Below are 15,610 nucleotides of genomic sequence, written 5' to 3'. Positions count from 1 at the left end.
GCGGATATGATAGCCGCCACTGCGGCGCCCTCTGCGCTGCCACCGATATTGCCCCCTTACCATGTCACGCAAACCCACCAAAGGCTATTTTGTTCGCGGAAAGTTCGTTGCCGAAGGCAGCGAGCTGGACCTTGAGCTGAAGGCCGAACTCAAAGGCACCTACGACTCCACCAAGACCGACCTCAAGCGCGAAAGTGATGCGCTGCAGGACCTGGGCAAGGAGCTGATGACGCTGCGCAGCGACCTCTTCAAGCGCCTGCAGCTGTCCGACCAACTGATCGACGCGCTGGCCGAGGCCAAGCGCATCACCAACTTCGAAGGCAAGCGCCGCCAGATGCAATATGTCGGCAAGCTCATGCGCAAGCTGACGCCGGAACAGGTCGCGGCCGTCAAGCAGGCACTGGACGAGCAGCGCAATGGCTCGGCCAGCGAAAAAATGTCGCTGCAGGTGGCCGAGCAATGGCGCGACCGCCTGATCGTCGAGGAAGCGGCACTGTCCATCTGGCTGGAGCATTTCCCCGGCACCGATGTGCAGCAACTGCGCTCGCTGATCCGCCAGTCGCGCAAGGACATCGACAAGGCCAAGGAGCAAGCCGCCGCAGCGGCCGCTGCCGCCGGCCCCGATGCCGAGCCCAAGGAAGTCAGCAAGGGCCGCGCCTACCGCGACCTGTTCCAGCTGGTGCGTGAGCAACTGGCCAGCGCCGGCAAGGCCGGTGCGAGCGCCGAGGATGACGGCGATGAGTGATGCGCCCGTATATCTTCACGATGCCGTGAAGATCGGCATTGTCTCCATCAGCGACCGCGCCAGCAGCGGCGTCTATGAAGACAAGGGCCTGCCCGCGCTCCAGGAATGGCTGAGCCGCGCGCTCAAGAACCCCATCCAGTTCGAGCCGCGCCTGATTCCCGACGAGCAGGCCGGCATCAGCGCGGCGCTGATCGAGCTGGTCGATGCAGGCTGCAGCCTGGTGCTGACCACCGGCGGCACCGGCCCCGCGCTGCGCGATGTGACGCCCGAGGCCACCCTGGCCGTGGCCCACAAGGAAATGCCGGGCTTTGGCGAGCAGATGCGCCAGATCAGCCTGGCTTTTGTGCCCACGGCCATACTCTCGCGCCAGGTGGCGGTGATACGCGGCAGCAGCCTGATCATCAATCTGCCGGGCCAGCCCAAGGCGATTGCCGAGACGCTGGAAGGACTCAAGGACGCCGACGGCAAATCCAAGGTCAATGGCATTTTTGCTGCCGTTCCCTACTGCATCGACCTGATCGGCGGCCCCTATCTCGAAACCCATGACGAGATCTGCAAGGCCTTCCGCCCCAAGACCGCGATTCGCGCACCGCGCACTGCATAGCCTGCAGCACCAGGTGCAATCCCTACCAAAACATCCACCAAAGCAGCCTACGGGCTGCTTTTTTCATGGCGCTCACGTGGCATGGCTGCTACGGGTATCTCGCTGCAACCGCTATCAGAATAAAAGCACTTTTCGCCTTTCATTCATTGACTTCAGCAATAAATCCATATGAAATCCATGAAAAACAAGCGCTAGCAGCTATCAAAACTGGTGTATCCCTTGGGATTTCCCGCAAGTGCTTGCCCCGATGCCAGACGCAATCGCCGCCCCTAGCATGTTTGCTGCGATGCAGCGACAGCGGCCACCCGCCGCCCGGACGCTGCACGCTCTCTCCACATTTCTCATAATTTTCAGGAGACTCCATGCATCGCTTGTCCCAGTCTGCGCCCTCTGCCTGCCTGCTGGCTCTCGCCCTGACGGCGGCCTTCGCGGCCCCCGTCATGGCACAGGAAAAAGTCAAGATCGGCTTCATCACCGACATGTCCAGCCTCTATGCCGATGTGGAAGGCAAGAACGGTGCCGTTGCCATACAGATGGCGATTGACGACTTTGGCGGCAAGGTACTGGGCAAGCCCATCGAGCTGCTGACGGCCGACCACCAGAACAAGGCCGATATAGCGGCCAGCAAGGCCCGCGAATGGATAGACACGCAAGGCATCAGCCTGGTGTTCGGCGGCACCAACTCCGCCACCGCCCTGGCCATGGCCAAGGTCGCGCAGGAGAAAAAGCGGGTCTTCATCGACAATGGCGCGGGTAGCTCGGCCCTGACCAACGAGCAGTGCAGCCCCTATACCGTGCACTACGCCTTCGATACCGTGGCCCTGGCCAAGGGCACGGGCGGAGCCGTGGTGGACACCGGCGGCAAGAACTGGTTCTTTGTGACGGCCGACTATGCCTTCGGCCATGCACTGGAAGCCGACACCAGCAAGATCATCGAAGCGCGTGGCGGCAAGGTGCTGGGCTCGGTCAAGACGCCGCTCAACGCCAGCGACTTCTCCAGCTTCATGCTACAAGCCCAGAACAGCAAGGCGCAGATCCTGGGCCTTGCCAATGCCGGCGGAGACACCATCAACTCCATCAAGGCGGCCAAGGAGTTCGGCGTCACCAAGAACATGAAGCTGGCCGGCCTGCTGGTCTTCTTCAGCGACATCCACAGCCTGGGCCTGAAGAACACCGAAGGCATGCAGTTCACGGCCCCCTGGTACTGGGACATGAACGATGGCTCGCGCAAGTTTGCCGACGCCTTCATGGCCAAGACCCAGCGCCGCCCCAGCGAGATCCAGGCCGCCGACTACTCGGCCACCATGAACTACCTCAAGGCCGTGGAAAAAGCCGGCACGCTCGATGCCGACAAGGTCATGGCCACCTTGAAGAGCACCAAGATCGACGACTTCTTCGGCCAGGGCTATATCCGCGAAGACGGCCGCTATGTGCACGATATGTACCTGATGCAGGTCAAGTCGCCGGCCGAGTCCAAGGGCACCTGGGACTACTACAAGATCATCAAGAAGCTGCCTGCCGAGCAGATCTGGACCACCAAGGCGGAAAGCAAATGCCAGTACTGGCGGTGACTTGAACCCGCGAGGCATACGCCCCGCATCGGAACAACGGACAGCGAGCCGCGGCAGCTGTCCGTTTTTTATGGCAGCAGTTCCAGCAGCTCCAGGTTTCAACCCGCAACAAACTTACATCGCGATATTTGCGCCTTATCGAGATGGACCTGACGGGCGGCATCCCCAGCGCCCCTTGCCAAGCCGAACGCCGCAGACTCTGCTCCATTACGGAACAAAAAGGCAGGCCCTCGTGCCTGCCTTTTTTCATGGCGACGGGCGAAAGCGCCTGATGCACAAGCGCCGCAGCCCGACTTCAGCTCAGGTCAACGTGCCGTGGTGTCGGTCGATGCATTGACGATGGGAATGTAGAAATCGCCGCCCGCCTGATTGAACTCCGCCGCCTTGGCCTGCATGCCTACGGCAATGCTGTTCTCGGCGCTCACGCCTTGCTGCTTGGCAAAGTCGCGCACTTCCTGGGTGATCTTCATGGAGCAGAACTTGGGTCCGCACATGGAGCAGAAATGGGCCACCTTGGCGCTGTCCTTGGGCAGGGTTTCGTCGTGGTAGGCCTGGGCCGTGTCGGGATCCAGTCCCAGGTTGAACTGGTCCTGCCAGCGGAAATCGAAGCGCGCCTGGGAGAGCGCATCGTCACGCGAACGCGCGCCCGGATGGCCCTTGGCGACATCGGCGGCATGGGCCGCAATCTTGTAGGCGATGATGCCCTGCTTGACGTCGTCGCGGTCGGGCAGACCCAGATGCTCCTTGGGCGTGACATAGCACAGCATGGCCGTACCGAACCAGCCGATCATGGCCGCGCCGATGGCGCTGGCGATGTGGTCGTAGCCGGGGGCGATGTCTATGGTCAGCGGGCCCAGGGTGTAGAACGGCGCCTCATGGCAGTGCTTGAGCTGCTCGGTCATGTTCTGCTGGATCATGTGCATGGGCACATGGCCGGGGCCTTCGATCATGGTCTGCACATCGTGCTTCCAGGCGATCTGCGTCAGCTCGCCCAGCGTGGCCAGCTCGGCGAACTGGGCATCGTCGTTGGCATCCGACGCGCAGCCGGGACGCAGGCCATCACCCAGCGAGAAGCTCACGTCATACTGCTTCATGATGTCGCAGATGTCCTCGAAATGTTCGTAGAGGAAGCTCTCGCGGTGATGAGCCATGCACCACTTGGCCATGATGGAGCCACCGCGCGAGACGATGCCGGTGCGGCGCTGGGCCGTGAGGTGGATGTAGGCCAGGCGCACGCCGGCGTGGATGGTGAAGTAGTCCACGCCCTGCTCGGCCTGCTCGACCAGGGTGTCACGGAAGATTTCCCAGGTCAGATCCTCGGCAATGCCGCCGACCTTTTCCAGCGCCTGGTAGATGGGCACGGTGCCGATGGGCACGGGCGAGTTGCGCACAATCCAGTCGCGCGTGGTGTGGATGTTCCTGCCGGTGGACAGGTCCATGACATTGTCCGCGCCCCAGCGAATCGCCCAGACCAGCTTTTCCACCTCTTCCTCGATGCTGGAAGTCACGGCCGAGTTGCCGATGTTGGCGTTGATCTTGACCTTGAAATTGCGGCCGATGGCCATGGGCTCGATTTCAGGGTGGTTGATATTGGCCGGAATGATGGCGCGGCCGCGCGCCACTTCGTCGCGCACGAATTCGGGTGTGATGATCTTCGGGATCGCTGCGCCCAGGCTGTTGCCAGCCAGGCGCAGCTCGCGCGCCGCGTCCTGCTGGTACTGCGCCATCCATTCACGGCGACCGTTTTCACGCAGGGCCACATATTCCATCTCGGGCGTGATGATGCCGCGCTTGGCATAGTGCATCTGGGTCACGTTCTGGCCAGATTTGGCACGGCGCGGCTGGCGCTGCAGCGCGGCCGCCTCGGCGCGCAACTGGTCCACGCGTGCATCTTCCTCGCCGCGCTTGCCGCCGTCGTCCAGCGCCACACGCAGGCGACCCACGTAGTATTCGCTGTCGCCGCGCGCTTCGATCCAGGCACCTCGCACGCTGGGCAAGCCCTGGCGCACGTCGATCTGTACGGCGGGGTCGGTATAGGGACCCGAGGTGTCGTAGACGCTGACCTGCTCTCCATTGGTGAGCGCAATATCGCGCACCGGCACACGCAGCTGCGGATGCAGCGCGCCACTCAGATAGCTCTTGGTCGATGCGGGAAACGGCTGGCGCGACTGTGCCAGCAGCTCGGCAAAACGGGCGGCATCGGGGGCATGACCTGCAGCAGGCGTAAAAATGGAATCAGGGGCGTTCATCGCAGTCTCCTCAAAGCGGTTGAAGTGCATCAAACGCTCCGTGGAGTGCGGCCCTGCTCTGATCTTGCCCTGCACGGGCCCGGCCCGCTATGGGGTATCCGGCCTGTGCCGCCGAAATTCTGCAATTTCGGCCTGGTTCTTCACGCACCGGCTGTCCAGAAAAGACAAAACCCCAGTGCGCGAGGCGCCTGGGGTTTGCTGTGCCTATGGCTTTCAGGGTTGGCACTCGCGCCAGTTGCCCTGTAAATCCATCGGCCCTGCGTCAGGGTCCCGCTCTTCTTCCGCCGGTATGAACCGGATCAAGTTCGTCGGGTTCGCCTGCACTGTTTTCACAGTGACTGGCATCTCAGCGCTTTCGCACACCCCGGAGCTGCACGCAGTATAGGCTGGTTTTGCCACAATTTGCGCACTCTTGAAGCTGTTTAACTATCCTGACCCTCAAGCGTCTAATCCGCCGTTCAATCCAGCCCCTGCAACACCAGCCATTCATTGCTGGCAGCACGGCTTGCGCGCCACTGGTTGATGGGCGCGCTGACATCCTCGTAGCCCAGGGCAATGCCAAAGGCAATCTGGTAGCCATCCGGCAATGCCAGCTGTTCGATCAGCATGTCGTTGTACATGCGCCAGAAGCCCTGGGCACAGGTGGCCAGACCTTTCTCCACGGCCAGCAGCATGAAGGACTGCAGATAGATGCCCAGATCCACCCATTGCGCATAGCCCATGCGCTCCTCCACGGCCACGAAAATGCCCACGGGCGCACCGAACATCTGGCCGTTCTTGGCCAGCTGGGCCAGACGTGCTGCCTTGTCCTCGCGGCCGATATTGATTGCGCGGTAAAGATCTTCGCCGTTTTCAAAGCGGCGACTGCGGTAGGGTTCCCACAAACCGGGTGGATAGGACAGGCCGGGGCGCTGCACGGCCTCGGTCTCCCTGGCCCTGGCGCACAGATCCTTGAGCGCCTGTCCGCCCACAGCGGTCACACGCCAGGGCTGCATATTGCCGCCGGACGGCGCCTGTGCTGCGGTCTCCAGCAAGTCCCGCACCGTGGCAGCAGCCACGGCCTGCGGCAGAAAAGCGCGCACCGAACGACGCTGCTGCAATGCTTGACGAATATCCATCTCTTCTACTTTCCTAAATCGCTGGTGTGCAGTGTAGGAGCTTGCGGCATTTTCCCGAGTCGCCGTGGATACCTTGTCGCAGCCGCCCCGGTGCTTGCCCTGATGGCGCGCCCTGCTCCAACTGCGACCATGCTGGCTGCCCGTCGCAGTGACTGGGTACTCACCACCTCAGGAGATGACTCTGATGAAGCCTCGCTCTGTTTGCTCCGCTACCGCTTTTTCCCCGAGAACATTGACGCTGGCACTGGGATGCCTGCTGACCGCTGCAGGCGCTCAGGCGCAGGACAAGATTCGCATCGGCTTCATCACCGATATGTCGGGCCTCTATGCCGATGTGGACGGCAAGGGCGGAGCCCTGGCCGTGCAGATGGCCGTGGACGACTTTGGCGGCAAGCTGCTGGGCAAGCCCGTCGAGGTGCTGACGGCCGACCACCAGAACAAGGCCGATATCGCGGCCAGCAAGGCACGCGAGTGGTTCGACACCCAGGGCATGAACATGCTGATCGGCGGCACCACCTCCAGTGCAGGTCTGGCCATGGGCAAGGTGGCCGATGAGAAGAAAAAGGTCTACATCATCAACGGCGCGGGCACTTCGGCCCTGACCAACGACCAGTGCAGCCCCTATTTTGTGCACTATGCCTATGACACCGTGGCGCTGGCCAAGGGCACGGGCAAGGCAGTGGTGGAGCTGGGTGGCAAGAGCTGGTTCTTTCTGACGGCCGACTACGCCTTTGGCCAGGCGCTGGAGTCCGACACCACCCGCGTGGTCAATGCCGCTGGCGGCAAGGTGCTGGGCAACGTCAGGCACCCGCTGAACACAGCCGACTTCTCTTCCTTCCTGCTGCAGGCCCAGAACTCCAAGGCCCAGATTCTGGGCCTGGCCAATGCAGGTGGCGACACCATCAATGCCATCAAGTCGGCACGCGAGTTCGGCCTGACCAAGACCATGAAGCTGGCCGGCCTGCTGCTGTTCAGCTCCGACATCCACAGCCTGGGTCTCAAAGCCACGGAAGGCCTGATGTTCACCGACAGCTGGCATTGGGACCTGAATCCCGAAAGCCGCAAGTTCTCGGATCGCTTCTTTGCCAAGTTCAAGAAGATGCCCACCTCGCTGCAGGCAGCCAACTACTCGGCCGCCATGCAGTATCTGAAGCTGGCCGAGAAGCTGGGCACGACGGATGCCGACAAGATCATGGCCGGCTTCAAGGCCACGCCGCTATCGGACTTCTATGCCAAGGGCGTGATCCGCCCCGACGGCCGCTACGCTCACGATATGTATCTGCTGCAGGTCAAGGCACCGGCCGAATCGAAGAAGGCCTGGGATTACTTCAAGGTGCTCAAGACCCTGCCCGGCGACCAGGTCTTCACCACCAAGGAAGAGAGCAAGTGCGCTCTGTGGAAGTAGTCGGTCGGCATTGAAGAAGCGGCCGGGTTGCCTGCATGGCACCCGGCTTGATGCCTTGCGCTTCGTCCTCGCCTTCTTGCCACGCAAGAAGAAGCGTCAAGCGACTGCCCGCACCGGCATCAAGACAAGGCTCATTCGAACCCGCGCATCTCGCACCATTCCCCGGGCGCTGCCCTGGTGGAGCGCCACTGGTTGATGGGTGCCGCGCTGTCCTCATAGCCCAGTGCCATGCCAAAAGCGATCTGGTAGCCCTGCGGCAGCGCCAGATGCCGGCTCACAAAATCGCTGTAATTGCGCCAGAAGCCCTGGGCGCAGGTGGCGAGCCCCTTTCCGGTCGCCAGCAGCATCAGCGATTGCAGATAGATTCCCAGATCCACCCACTGCGCATGCAACATGCGGTTCTCGACCGCGACGAATACGCCTACAGGTGCGCCAAACATATGAGTGTTCCGGGCTAGCTGCAGCAGCCGCCCACTCCTGTCCTCACGCCCCATGCCTATGGAACGATAGAGATCCTCGCCATTGTCAAAGCGGCGGCTGCGATAGGGCTCCCACAGCTGAGGTGGATAGACCAGGGCCGGATCAGAGTTGGAGGTCGCCGCAGGCATGGCCTGGCGCAAGGCCTGAAGGCTGTCCCCCGTCAGCGCTATCACGCGCCAGGGCTGGAGGTTGCCGCCTGAAGCCGCAAGTCCGGCCTGCGCCAGCAAATCCCTGACCAGCGCCGCATCCACTCTCCTTGGCAAAAAAGCACGCACCGAATGGCGCTGCTGCATGGCCTGTTCCACATTCATCATTGCTTGCCTCGGGTTTGAGTTGGCAAGCAGTCTCGGCCGGACAGGCAGGGCTTTCGCCCCTCAAATTGACTACGGGCAAGCACCATGAAAAAAGCCAACGACAGGCGTTGGCTTTCACTGGCAGAGCAGAAGCATCAAGCGATCCATGGACAAGCGCCTGGGGTTTACTTGCCCAGAATCTGATCGATCTTGTCCTTCTGGAATGCCTCGGGTCGTTCGGACTCGCAGGGCACACAGTCCTTTACATGGCCTTGAATCGAGAGCTTCTCGATGGCGGCCCACAGCAGTGCAATCTGCTTTTCATGGCCGGCAGCGCCTTCGGACAGAGAGCGCATGGCCTGGGCCACGGGGTCGACTTCGGCCGTCACGCCATAGGCGGTGAAGCCGCTCTTGCCGCAATCCTCGTCAATCACGACAGCCGCTTGCGCCTTGGCCTCGACCTTGGGTGCCGACTCATGCTCGGTCACATCGGCGCTATGCCCGGTCTTGCTGGGAATGATGCGCGCCGGAATGCCCACGGCAGTCGCACCTGCAGGCACTGGCTTGATGACCACGGCATTGCTGCCTATCTTGGCACCATCGCCTACCTCGAAGCCGCCCAGCACCTTGGCGCCGGCACTGACCACCACGTTCTTGCCCAGCGTTGGGTGGCGCTTGGCCCCCTTGTAGAGCGAGGTACCGCCCAAGGTGACACCGTGATAGATGGTGCAGCCATCGCCCACCACGGCGGTTTCGCCGATCACGACACCCATGCCGTGATCGATGAAGACCTCGCGACCAATGACGGCACCGGGGTGGATTTCAATGCCGGTGAACCAGCGCCCCATGTGCGAGATGAAGCGTCCCAGCCATTTGAAGCCATGCGTCCAGCACCAGTGCGCAGGACGCTGCAGCCAGATGGCGTGCAGCCCCGGATAACAGGTGATGACCTCCCAGGTGCTGCGGGCCGCGGGGTCGCGGTCAAGAATGCACTGGATGTCGGAGCGCAGGCGATCAAGCATCAAATAACAACGTGAGGAATGTTTAGCTTGTGAAGTCTAGCGGGTTGGTGGCTGGCTCTGCAGCATGGCTTTGGCAACACCGCGAAGAATATGGATTTCTTCCTGGGTCAGCTGCGCGCGGTTGAAAAGCTGGTTAAGCCTGGGCATGAGCTTCTTGGGCGCTGCCGGGTCCAGAAAGCCGATATGGGCCAGGGCCTGTTCCCAGTGGCCCAGCATACCCTGCACCTGGGCCATGTCGGCGCGATGCGCCTCAGGCGTGTGCTCCACCACGGGAAAACCACCCAGTGCCACGCGCCAGTCATAGGCAACGACCTGAATGGCCGAGCCCAGATTGAGCGAACCGAACTGCGGATTGGACGGAATCGACAGCGCCACATCACAGCGATAGACATCGTCGTTGCTCATGCCAAAGCGCTCGCAACCGAACAGAAATGCCACGCCCTTCTGGTTGCAGGCCGCACCGGATGTGGGCAGGTTATCGGTCAGACCTGCGTCTACTTCAGACACAGAGCGCACATCGAGCTCTCCTTTCAGGAGCAACTCGAAATGCTCGCGCGGAGTGCGTGTAGGCGGGCCGAAGTCGCGTGGCGTCATTGCCGTCGCGCACATATGGCTGATGCCGTCCAGGGCTTCCTCCAGGGTGTCGACCACGCGGGCCTTGTCCAGCACATCCAGTGCGCCACTGGCACGCTGAATGGTTTCTTCCTTGCGCAGCACGTTCTTGTAGCGTGGGCGCACCAGCACCAGGTCGTCGAAGCCCATGGTCTTGAGCGCTCGGGCAGCCGCGCCCACATTGCCGGCATGGCTGGTTTCAATCAGTACGAATCGGGTTTTCATCAACGCAGAACAATGCAAAAGGCCCCACTTGTGGCCTTGATAAGACAGCAGACTACGCGGCCAGCTCTCTCTGGCATCCGCAAGCGCCGCAGAGAAGACCCTCGGGTCGCCGGGACGAACAAGCAAAAAAAGCGCAGCCTGGGTAGAATTGCACCCATTGTCGCCGCCCCGCATCGCCGGTCGCGGCTTTTACGTTCTTACCCGCGTAGTTCAGCCCAGTTTTGCTCCGGGCTGCATCGCCAACGCACTCACAATTTATGTCGAACTCCCTGCACCCCATGCTCAACGTGGCCATCAAGGCTGCTCGCGCCGCTGGCGCCCTCATCAACCGTGCCGCACTGGATGTGGAATCGGTGCGCGTTGCGCAAAAGCAGGTGAACGACTTTGTGACCGAGGTAGACCAGGCTGCCGAGCGCATCATCATCGAGACGCTGCTCAACGCATACCCCCAGCATTCCATCCTGGCCGAAGAATCGGGCAGCGAGCACGGTGCCAAGAACTCCGACCATGTCTGGATCATCGATCCCCTGGACGGCACCACCAACTTCATCCACGGCTTCCCCGTGTACTGCGTGAGCATCGCCCTGGCCTACAAGGGCAAGATCGAGCACGCCGTGATCTATGACCCCAGCCGCAACGACCTGTTCACGGCCACCAAGGGTCGCGGAGCCTATCTGAACGAGCGCCGCATCCGCGTCTCCAAGCGCACCCAGCTGCGTGATTGCCTGATCTCCACGGGCTTCCCCTTCCGCCGTGGCGACAACTTCAAGCAATACATGCTGATGCTGGGCGAAGTCATGCAGCGCACCGCCGGCGTGCGTCGCCCCGGCTCCGCAGCCCTGGATCTGGCCTATGTGGCTGCCGGCTTTGCCGACGGTTTCTTTGAGTCCGGCCTGTCCATCTGGGACGTGGCTGCCGGTTCTCTGCTGGTCAGCGAAGCCGGTGGTCTGGTGGGCAACTTCACGGGTGAAGCCGACTTCCTGGAACAACGCGAAATCCTGGCCGCCAACCCACGCATCTATGGTTCGCTGATTCCCGTGCTGGGCAAGTTCAGCAAGTTCGCCACCGCTGGCGAAAAAGCGGCCGTGCGTCAGGCTGTCAAGACTGGCGAATTCGAAGTCCCCGCCGAGGAAGACACCGAAGCTGTGGCCGAAGAAGGCCAGAAGAACGCAGAATAAAAAAGGCGGTCGCCCCACGACTGCGGAAAGGGCCTGGTCCGGTGGACCGGGCCCTTTTTTTATGTCGCCAGAGGCCGCCACCAGGCAATAGACGCTCCTTGGGGGCAGCGTCCACAAGCAATGGACAAGCGTCGGAGGTGTATTTCTCTCCACAGAATCCACAAACTCCCGGTCCAGAATCTGCCCGACGATAAATGGGCAGAACAATATGATGGACTTCTTCAGCCAGCACTGGGCGCTGGCCATTGACTGGGTATCCATGCATGCGGTGACTCCCGTGGTCAACGCACTCCATATTGCCGAGGCAGCGGGCGATCCGCGCGAGATAGCCGCTGGCATCCTGATCGCGCTGCTGCAGCTGTTTCTGATCGGCTGTGTGATGCGGCCGCTGGAGAGTCTGCTTCCCGCCGAACGCTGGGCCGACCGCCGCCACACCACGGTGGACCGCAACTACACCCTGCTCATGCTGCTGGGCCTGTTTCCGCTGTTCAGCTTTTTGATCCTCATGCCGGTCGCCCATATGCTGGGCGGCGGGCCAGCCACCGAGGTGGCCAGCGGCCTCAAGGCCTGGCTGCCCTGGTTTGAAGGCCACCCCTATATATTGTTTGCCGTGTACTACGTGGTCTACGACTTGACGTATTACTGGATGCACCGCGCCCAGCACGTCATTCCCTGGTGGTGGGCCATGCACAGCATGCACCACAGCCAGCGCCAGATGAGCTGCTGGAGCAACGACCGCAGCAACTATCTGGACGGCATGCTGCAAAGCTTTGTGCTGGCCAGCGTAGGTCTGGCCATGGGTGTGGAGCCATCCGAGTTCGCCATGCTGGGTCTGCTCAGCGAGCTGGTGCAGAACTTCTCCCATGCCAATGTAGCGCTGCGTCTGGGCTGGCTGGGCCAAATGGGCGAGCGCCTGCTGGTCGGCCCACGCTTTCACCGCAACCACCATATGCTGCGCGATGCCGAGCGCCCCGAGCGCCACAATTGCAACTTCGGCCAGGTTCTGCCCTGGTGGGATCAGTTGTTCGGCACCGCCCTCTATCACGACGAGGAACTACGCCCCACGGGCGTAAGTGACCCCGAGGTCGATGCCGACAACGAGCGCGGCCTGATCGCCATGCAGTGGTACACCTTGAAGCGCTTCTGGGGAGCCTTCAGTTGCCGCGCGGGCTGGAGGCTGGGCGATGTGTCCTTCGGCCCGGGCTACCGCCCCATTCATGACGACGATCAAGGCTCTGGCTCTCAATCCGAGCAAGGCGTGCAGACGGCCTCTGCCAAATAGCCAAAAAACAGCCATGCCCCCTGCTATTGGGCATCACGGATAATGCAGCGTTCGGCGCCCGCCCAGCACCGGCGCGGCGCCCCCTGTTTTGCATACCGCTGAAGCGATGACCCAGACAAGCACAGAATCCCCGTCGCTGCCCTACTCCCCAGACATGACTGACCTCTCGGCGCATACGCCGATGATGCAGCAGTACTTCAAGCTCAAAGCCGACCACCCCGACACGCTGGTTTTCTACCGCATGGGTGACTTTTACGAGCTGTTCTTTGGCGATGCCGAAAAAGTCACGCGCCTGCTGGACATCACGCTGACCACGCGCGGCCAGACCGCAGGCCAGCCCATTCCCATGGCCGGCGTACCTTTCCACGCCCTGGAAAACTATCTGGGCCGCCTGATCAAGATGGGCGAGTCGGTGGCGATCTGCGAGCAGGTCGGAGAAATCGGCGTGGGCAAGGGTCCGGTGGAGCGCAAGGTCGTGCGCGTGGTCACGCCCGGCACACTGACGGACAGCGAGCTGCTCTCCGACAAGAGCGAAGCCATTCTGCTGGCCCTGCACACCGCCGGCCGCCAGCGCGTGGGACTGGCCTGGATGGCCATGACCCAGGGCCGCATTCACATGGCCGAATGCGCGGCCGATGAACTGGGCGCCTGGCTGTCGCGCATCGCGCCCAGCGAAGTGATCTACAGCGCCGGAGTCACCGAGCGCTTCGAGCAAGCCCTGTTTGCCGTCAAGCACAGCGGCGCCATCAGCTGCCCTCTGTCACCCCGCCCTGACTGGCAGTTTGACTCGGGCCTCGGCGAGCGCAAGCTGCTGGAGCTGCTGGGCGCGGCCAGCCTCAAGGCCTGGGAGGCCGAGGGTCTGCCGCTGGCCCATGGTGCCGGTGCCGCCCTGCTGTCCTATGCCGAACATACCCAGGGCCGCAATCTCACCCATATCCACGCCATCCAGGTGCAGCGTGACGACGAGCTGATTGCCCTGCCGCTGGCCACACGCCGCAATCTGGAGCTGGTCAAGACGCTGCGCGGCGAAGATGCGCCCACGCTGTTTTCGCTGCTGGACAGCTGCATGACCGGCATGGGCAGCCGCCTGCTCAAGACCTGGCTGCTGGAGCCCGAACGCAATCGCAAGGCCGCCATGCAACGCCTGGAAGCGATTGGCGTGCTGCGCGGCACCGGGGCAGGCATGGCCCCCTGGCAAGCCCTGCGCGCCGAGCTCAAGGGCGTGAGCGATGTGGAGCGCATTACCGCCCGCATCGCCCTGCGCCAGGTGCGCCCGCGCGAGCTGGTGGGCCTGTCCAAAACACTGGAAAAAGCGAAGCTGCTGGCACAGTCCGGACAGGCGCCGTCGGCCTATCTGACGCAGATCTTCAGCGACCTGATTCCGCCCGAAGGCTGTGCTGAGCTGCTGGCGCGCGCTATTCATGAAGAGCCCGCAGCCCTGGTGCGTGACGGCGGCGTGATCGCCACGGGCTTTGACGCCGAACTCGACGAGCTGCGCGCCATCCAGAACAACTGCGACGAGTTTCTGCTGGAGCTGGAGGCCAAGGAAAAGCTGCTCACCGGCATTCCCAACCTGCGCGTGCAGTTCAACAAGGTGCATGGCTTCTATATCGAGGTCACCAACAGCTACAAGGATGCGGTACCCGAGCGTTTTCGCCGCCGCCAGACGCTCAAGAACGCCGAGCGTTACATCACGCCCGAGCTCAAGGCTTTCGAGGACAAGGCCTTGTCGGCCCAGGAGCGAGCGCTGCAGCGCGAGAAGTTCCTGTTCGAGCAACTGCTCGACCAGCTTCAGCCCCATGTGCCCCAGCTCACGCGCGTGGCCCAGGCGATTGCCGCACTGGACGTTCTGTGCACGCTGTCCGAGCGCTCTCTGACGCTGAACTGGGCCGAGCCGCAGTTCGTCAGCCAGCCCTGCATAGAGATCGAGGCCGGTCGCCACCCCGTGGTGGAGGCACGCATGGCAGAGACCTCCAGCGGCAGCTTCATCGCCAACCACACGCGCATGAATCTCAACACGCGCATGCAGATCATCACCGGCCCGAACATGGGCGGCAAATCGACCTATATGCGCCAGGTGGCCTTGATCGTGCTGCTGGCCAGCATGGGCAGCTATGTGCCCGCCAGCGCCTGCCGCCTGGGGCCCATCGATGCCATCCACACGCGTATCGGCGCCGCCGACGACCTGGCCAACGCCCAGTCCACCTTCATGATGGAGATGACCGAGGCCGCGCAGATTCTGCATTCGGCCACGCCCCACTCCCTGGTGCTGATGGACGAGATCGGTCGCGGCACCAGCACCTTCGACGGACTGGCCCTGGCCAGCGGCATTGCCAGCCAGCTGCACGACAAGACCAAGGCGTTCACGCTGTTTGCCACGCACTACTTCGAGTTGACCGAGCTGCCCGCCAAGGCCAAGGCCGCCGTCAACGTGCATGTCAGCGCAGCGGAGTCGGGCAGCGACATCGTGTTTCTGCATGAGATTCAGGCCGGCCCCGCCAGTCGCAGCTACGGTATCCAGGTCGCCAAGCTGGCCGGCATGCCCGCCGGCGTTCTCAACCATGCGCGCCATGCGCTGGAGGCACTCGAATCCCAGGCCGGCGAGAACGAGCTGCAGGTCAATCTGTTCGATGCGCCGGAGCTGGTGGACGCTAGCGCCGCGCCCAGCCCGCTGGACCAGGCCATGGCCGACGTCAACCCCGATGCGCTGAGCCCGCGCGAAGCGCTGGAAGTGCTCTACCAGCTCAAGAAACTGAGCACCAGCGCCGCCTAGGAACACGTTCCAAGCCTTGCGGACTCAAGCCCGGGCCTGATCTCTTCAGGCCC

The 15,610-nt window shown here is 62.5% G+C and carries 12 protein-coding genes and 1 riboswitch; of the genes, 7 read left to right on the top strand and 5 right to left on the bottom strand.

Annotation, left to right across the window (positions count from 1 at the left end; genetic code table 11):
- The first annotated feature begins 61 nt into the window (after positions 1 to 61).
- The 3 genes from yjgA (at position 62) to CSE6_RS17520 (ending at position 2,920) form a co-directional block, all read left to right on the top strand.
- On the top strand, positions 62 to 745 hold the full coding sequence (gene yjgA, locus CSE6_RS17530; RefSeq protein WP_034409367.1) for a ribosome biogenesis factor YjgA: 684 nt from the start codon (positions 62 to 64) through the stop codon (positions 743 to 745).
- Positions 738 to 1,349 (top strand): molybdopterin adenylyltransferase, encoded by a 612-nt coding sequence (mog, locus tag CSE6_RS17525; RefSeq protein ID WP_034352753.1) that lies wholly within the window; start codon positions 738 to 740, stop codon positions 1,347 to 1,349. Before yjgA ends, mog begins: the two co-directional genes overlap by 8 nt.
- Before the next feature lie 362 nt (positions 1,350 to 1,711).
- The gene (locus CSE6_RS17520; RefSeq protein WP_034389468.1) at positions 1,712 to 2,920 is read left to right on the top strand and encodes an ABC transporter substrate-binding protein; all 1,209 of its coding nucleotides are present in this window, start codon (positions 1,712 to 1,714) and stop codon (positions 2,918 to 2,920) included.
- Between the two features lie 305 nt (positions 2,921 to 3,225).
- Here CSE6_RS17520 and thiC read toward each other — a convergent pair whose 3' ends face one another.
- Positions 3,226 to 5,169: a phosphomethylpyrimidine synthase ThiC gene (gene thiC / locus CSE6_RS17515; RefSeq protein WP_034389497.1), complete on the bottom strand. Its 1,944-nt coding sequence runs from the start codon at positions 5,167 to 5,169 to the stop codon at positions 3,226 to 3,228.
- Between the two features lie 259 nt (positions 5,170 to 5,428).
- A riboswitch (TPP riboswitch) is annotated at positions 5,429 to 5,546 on the bottom strand.
- An 81-nt stretch (positions 5,547 to 5,627) separates the two neighbouring features.
- A complete protein-coding gene (locus CSE6_RS17510; protein WP_034352760.1) occupies positions 5,628 to 6,287 on the bottom strand; it encodes a nitroreductase in 660 nt (219 codons plus the stop codon).
- Positions 6,288 to 6,471: 184 nt separating this feature from the next.
- Here CSE6_RS17510 and CSE6_RS17505 point away from each other — a divergent pair, with 184 nt between their 5' ends.
- The gene (locus CSE6_RS17505) at positions 6,472 to 7,692 is read left to right on the top strand and encodes an ABC transporter substrate-binding protein (RefSeq protein WP_059441113.1); all 1,221 of its coding nucleotides are present in this window, start codon (positions 6,472 to 6,474) and stop codon (positions 7,690 to 7,692) included.
- 131 nt (positions 7,693 to 7,823) lie between these two features.
- Here the strand turns inward: CSE6_RS17505 and CSE6_RS17500 are convergent, their stop codons facing one another.
- From CSE6_RS17500 to CSE6_RS17490, 3 genes are all read right to left on the bottom strand, one after another.
- On the bottom strand, positions 7,824 to 8,483 hold the full coding sequence (locus CSE6_RS17500) for a nitroreductase (protein ID WP_059441135.1): 660 nt from the start codon (positions 8,481 to 8,483) through the stop codon (positions 7,824 to 7,826).
- A 167-nt stretch (positions 8,484 to 8,650) separates the two neighbouring features.
- The gene (gene cysE / locus CSE6_RS17495; RefSeq protein ID WP_059441112.1) at positions 8,651 to 9,487 is read right to left on the bottom strand and encodes a serine O-acetyltransferase; all 837 of its coding nucleotides are present in this window, start codon (positions 9,485 to 9,487) and stop codon (positions 8,651 to 8,653) included.
- A gap of 36 nt (positions 9,488 to 9,523) precedes the next feature.
- Positions 9,524 to 10,324 (bottom strand): RNA methyltransferase, encoded by an 801-nt coding sequence (locus CSE6_RS17490; RefSeq protein WP_034352771.1) that lies wholly within the window; start codon positions 10,322 to 10,324, stop codon positions 9,524 to 9,526.
- A 257-nt stretch (positions 10,325 to 10,581) separates the two neighbouring features.
- Between CSE6_RS17490 and CSE6_RS17485 the strand changes: the two genes are divergently transcribed.
- From CSE6_RS17485 to mutS, 3 genes are all read left to right on the top strand, one after another.
- The gene (locus tag CSE6_RS17485; RefSeq protein ID WP_059441111.1) at positions 10,582 to 11,502 is read left to right on the top strand and encodes an inositol monophosphatase family protein; all 921 of its coding nucleotides are present in this window, start codon (positions 10,582 to 10,584) and stop codon (positions 11,500 to 11,502) included.
- 208 nt (positions 11,503 to 11,710) lie between these two features.
- Positions 11,711 to 12,784, top strand: coding sequence for a sterol desaturase family protein (locus CSE6_RS17480; RefSeq protein WP_034380126.1), 1,074 nt, complete (start codon positions 11,711 to 11,713; stop codon positions 12,782 to 12,784).
- 154 nt (positions 12,785 to 12,938) lie between these two features.
- Entirely contained in the window at positions 12,939 to 15,557 is a 2,619-nt protein-coding gene (mutS, locus tag CSE6_RS17475; RefSeq protein ID WP_370545715.1) for a DNA mismatch repair protein MutS, read from the top strand.
- The last annotated feature ends 53 nt before the right edge of the window (positions 15,558 to 15,610 follow it).

It is taken from the genome of Comamonas sp. E6, from assembly GCF_001010305.1.
Taxonomy (GTDB): Bacteria; Pseudomonadota; Gammaproteobacteria; order Burkholderiales; family Burkholderiaceae_C; genus Comamonas; species Comamonas thiooxydans.
The sequence above is the reverse complement of the archived record's forward strand: the minus strand, read 5'-3'. Positions and strand labels throughout refer to the sequence as shown.

Coding starts and splice junctions, on each gene's coding strand:
- yjgA (WP_034409367.1), top strand. CDS start 62: ATGTCACGCAAACCCACCAAAGGCTATTTTGTTCGCGGAAAGTTCGTT.
- mog (WP_034352753.1), top strand. CDS start 738: ATGAGTGATGCGCCCGTATATCTTCACGATGCCGTGAAGATCGGCATT.
- CSE6_RS17520 (WP_034389468.1), top strand. CDS start 1,712: ATGCATCGCTTGTCCCAGTCTGCGCCCTCTGCCTGCCTGCTGGCTCTC.
- thiC (WP_034389497.1), bottom strand. CDS start 5,169: ATGAACGCCCCTGATTCCATTTTTACGCCTGCTGCAGGTCATGCCCCC.
- CSE6_RS17510 (WP_034352760.1), bottom strand. CDS start 6,287: ATGGATATTCGTCAAGCATTGCAGCAGCGTCGTTCGGTGCGCGCTTTT.
- CSE6_RS17505 (WP_059441113.1), top strand. CDS start 6,472: ATGAAGCCTCGCTCTGTTTGCTCCGCTACCGCTTTTTCCCCGAGAACA.
- CSE6_RS17500 (WP_059441135.1), bottom strand. CDS start 8,483: ATGAATGTGGAACAGGCCATGCAGCAGCGCCATTCGGTGCGTGCTTTT.
- cysE (WP_059441112.1), bottom strand. CDS start 9,487: ATGCTTGATCGCCTGCGCTCCGACATCCAGTGCATTCTTGACCGCGAC.
- CSE6_RS17490 (WP_034352771.1), bottom strand. CDS start 10,324: ATGAAAACCCGATTCGTACTGATTGAAACCAGCCATGCCGGCAATGTG.
- CSE6_RS17485 (WP_059441111.1), top strand. CDS start 10,582: ATGTCGAACTCCCTGCACCCCATGCTCAACGTGGCCATCAAGGCTGCT.
- CSE6_RS17480 (WP_034380126.1), top strand. CDS start 11,711: ATGATGGACTTCTTCAGCCAGCACTGGGCGCTGGCCATTGACTGGGTA.
- mutS (WP_370545715.1), top strand. CDS start 12,939: ATGACTGACCTCTCGGCGCATACGCCGATGATGCAGCAGTACTTCAAG.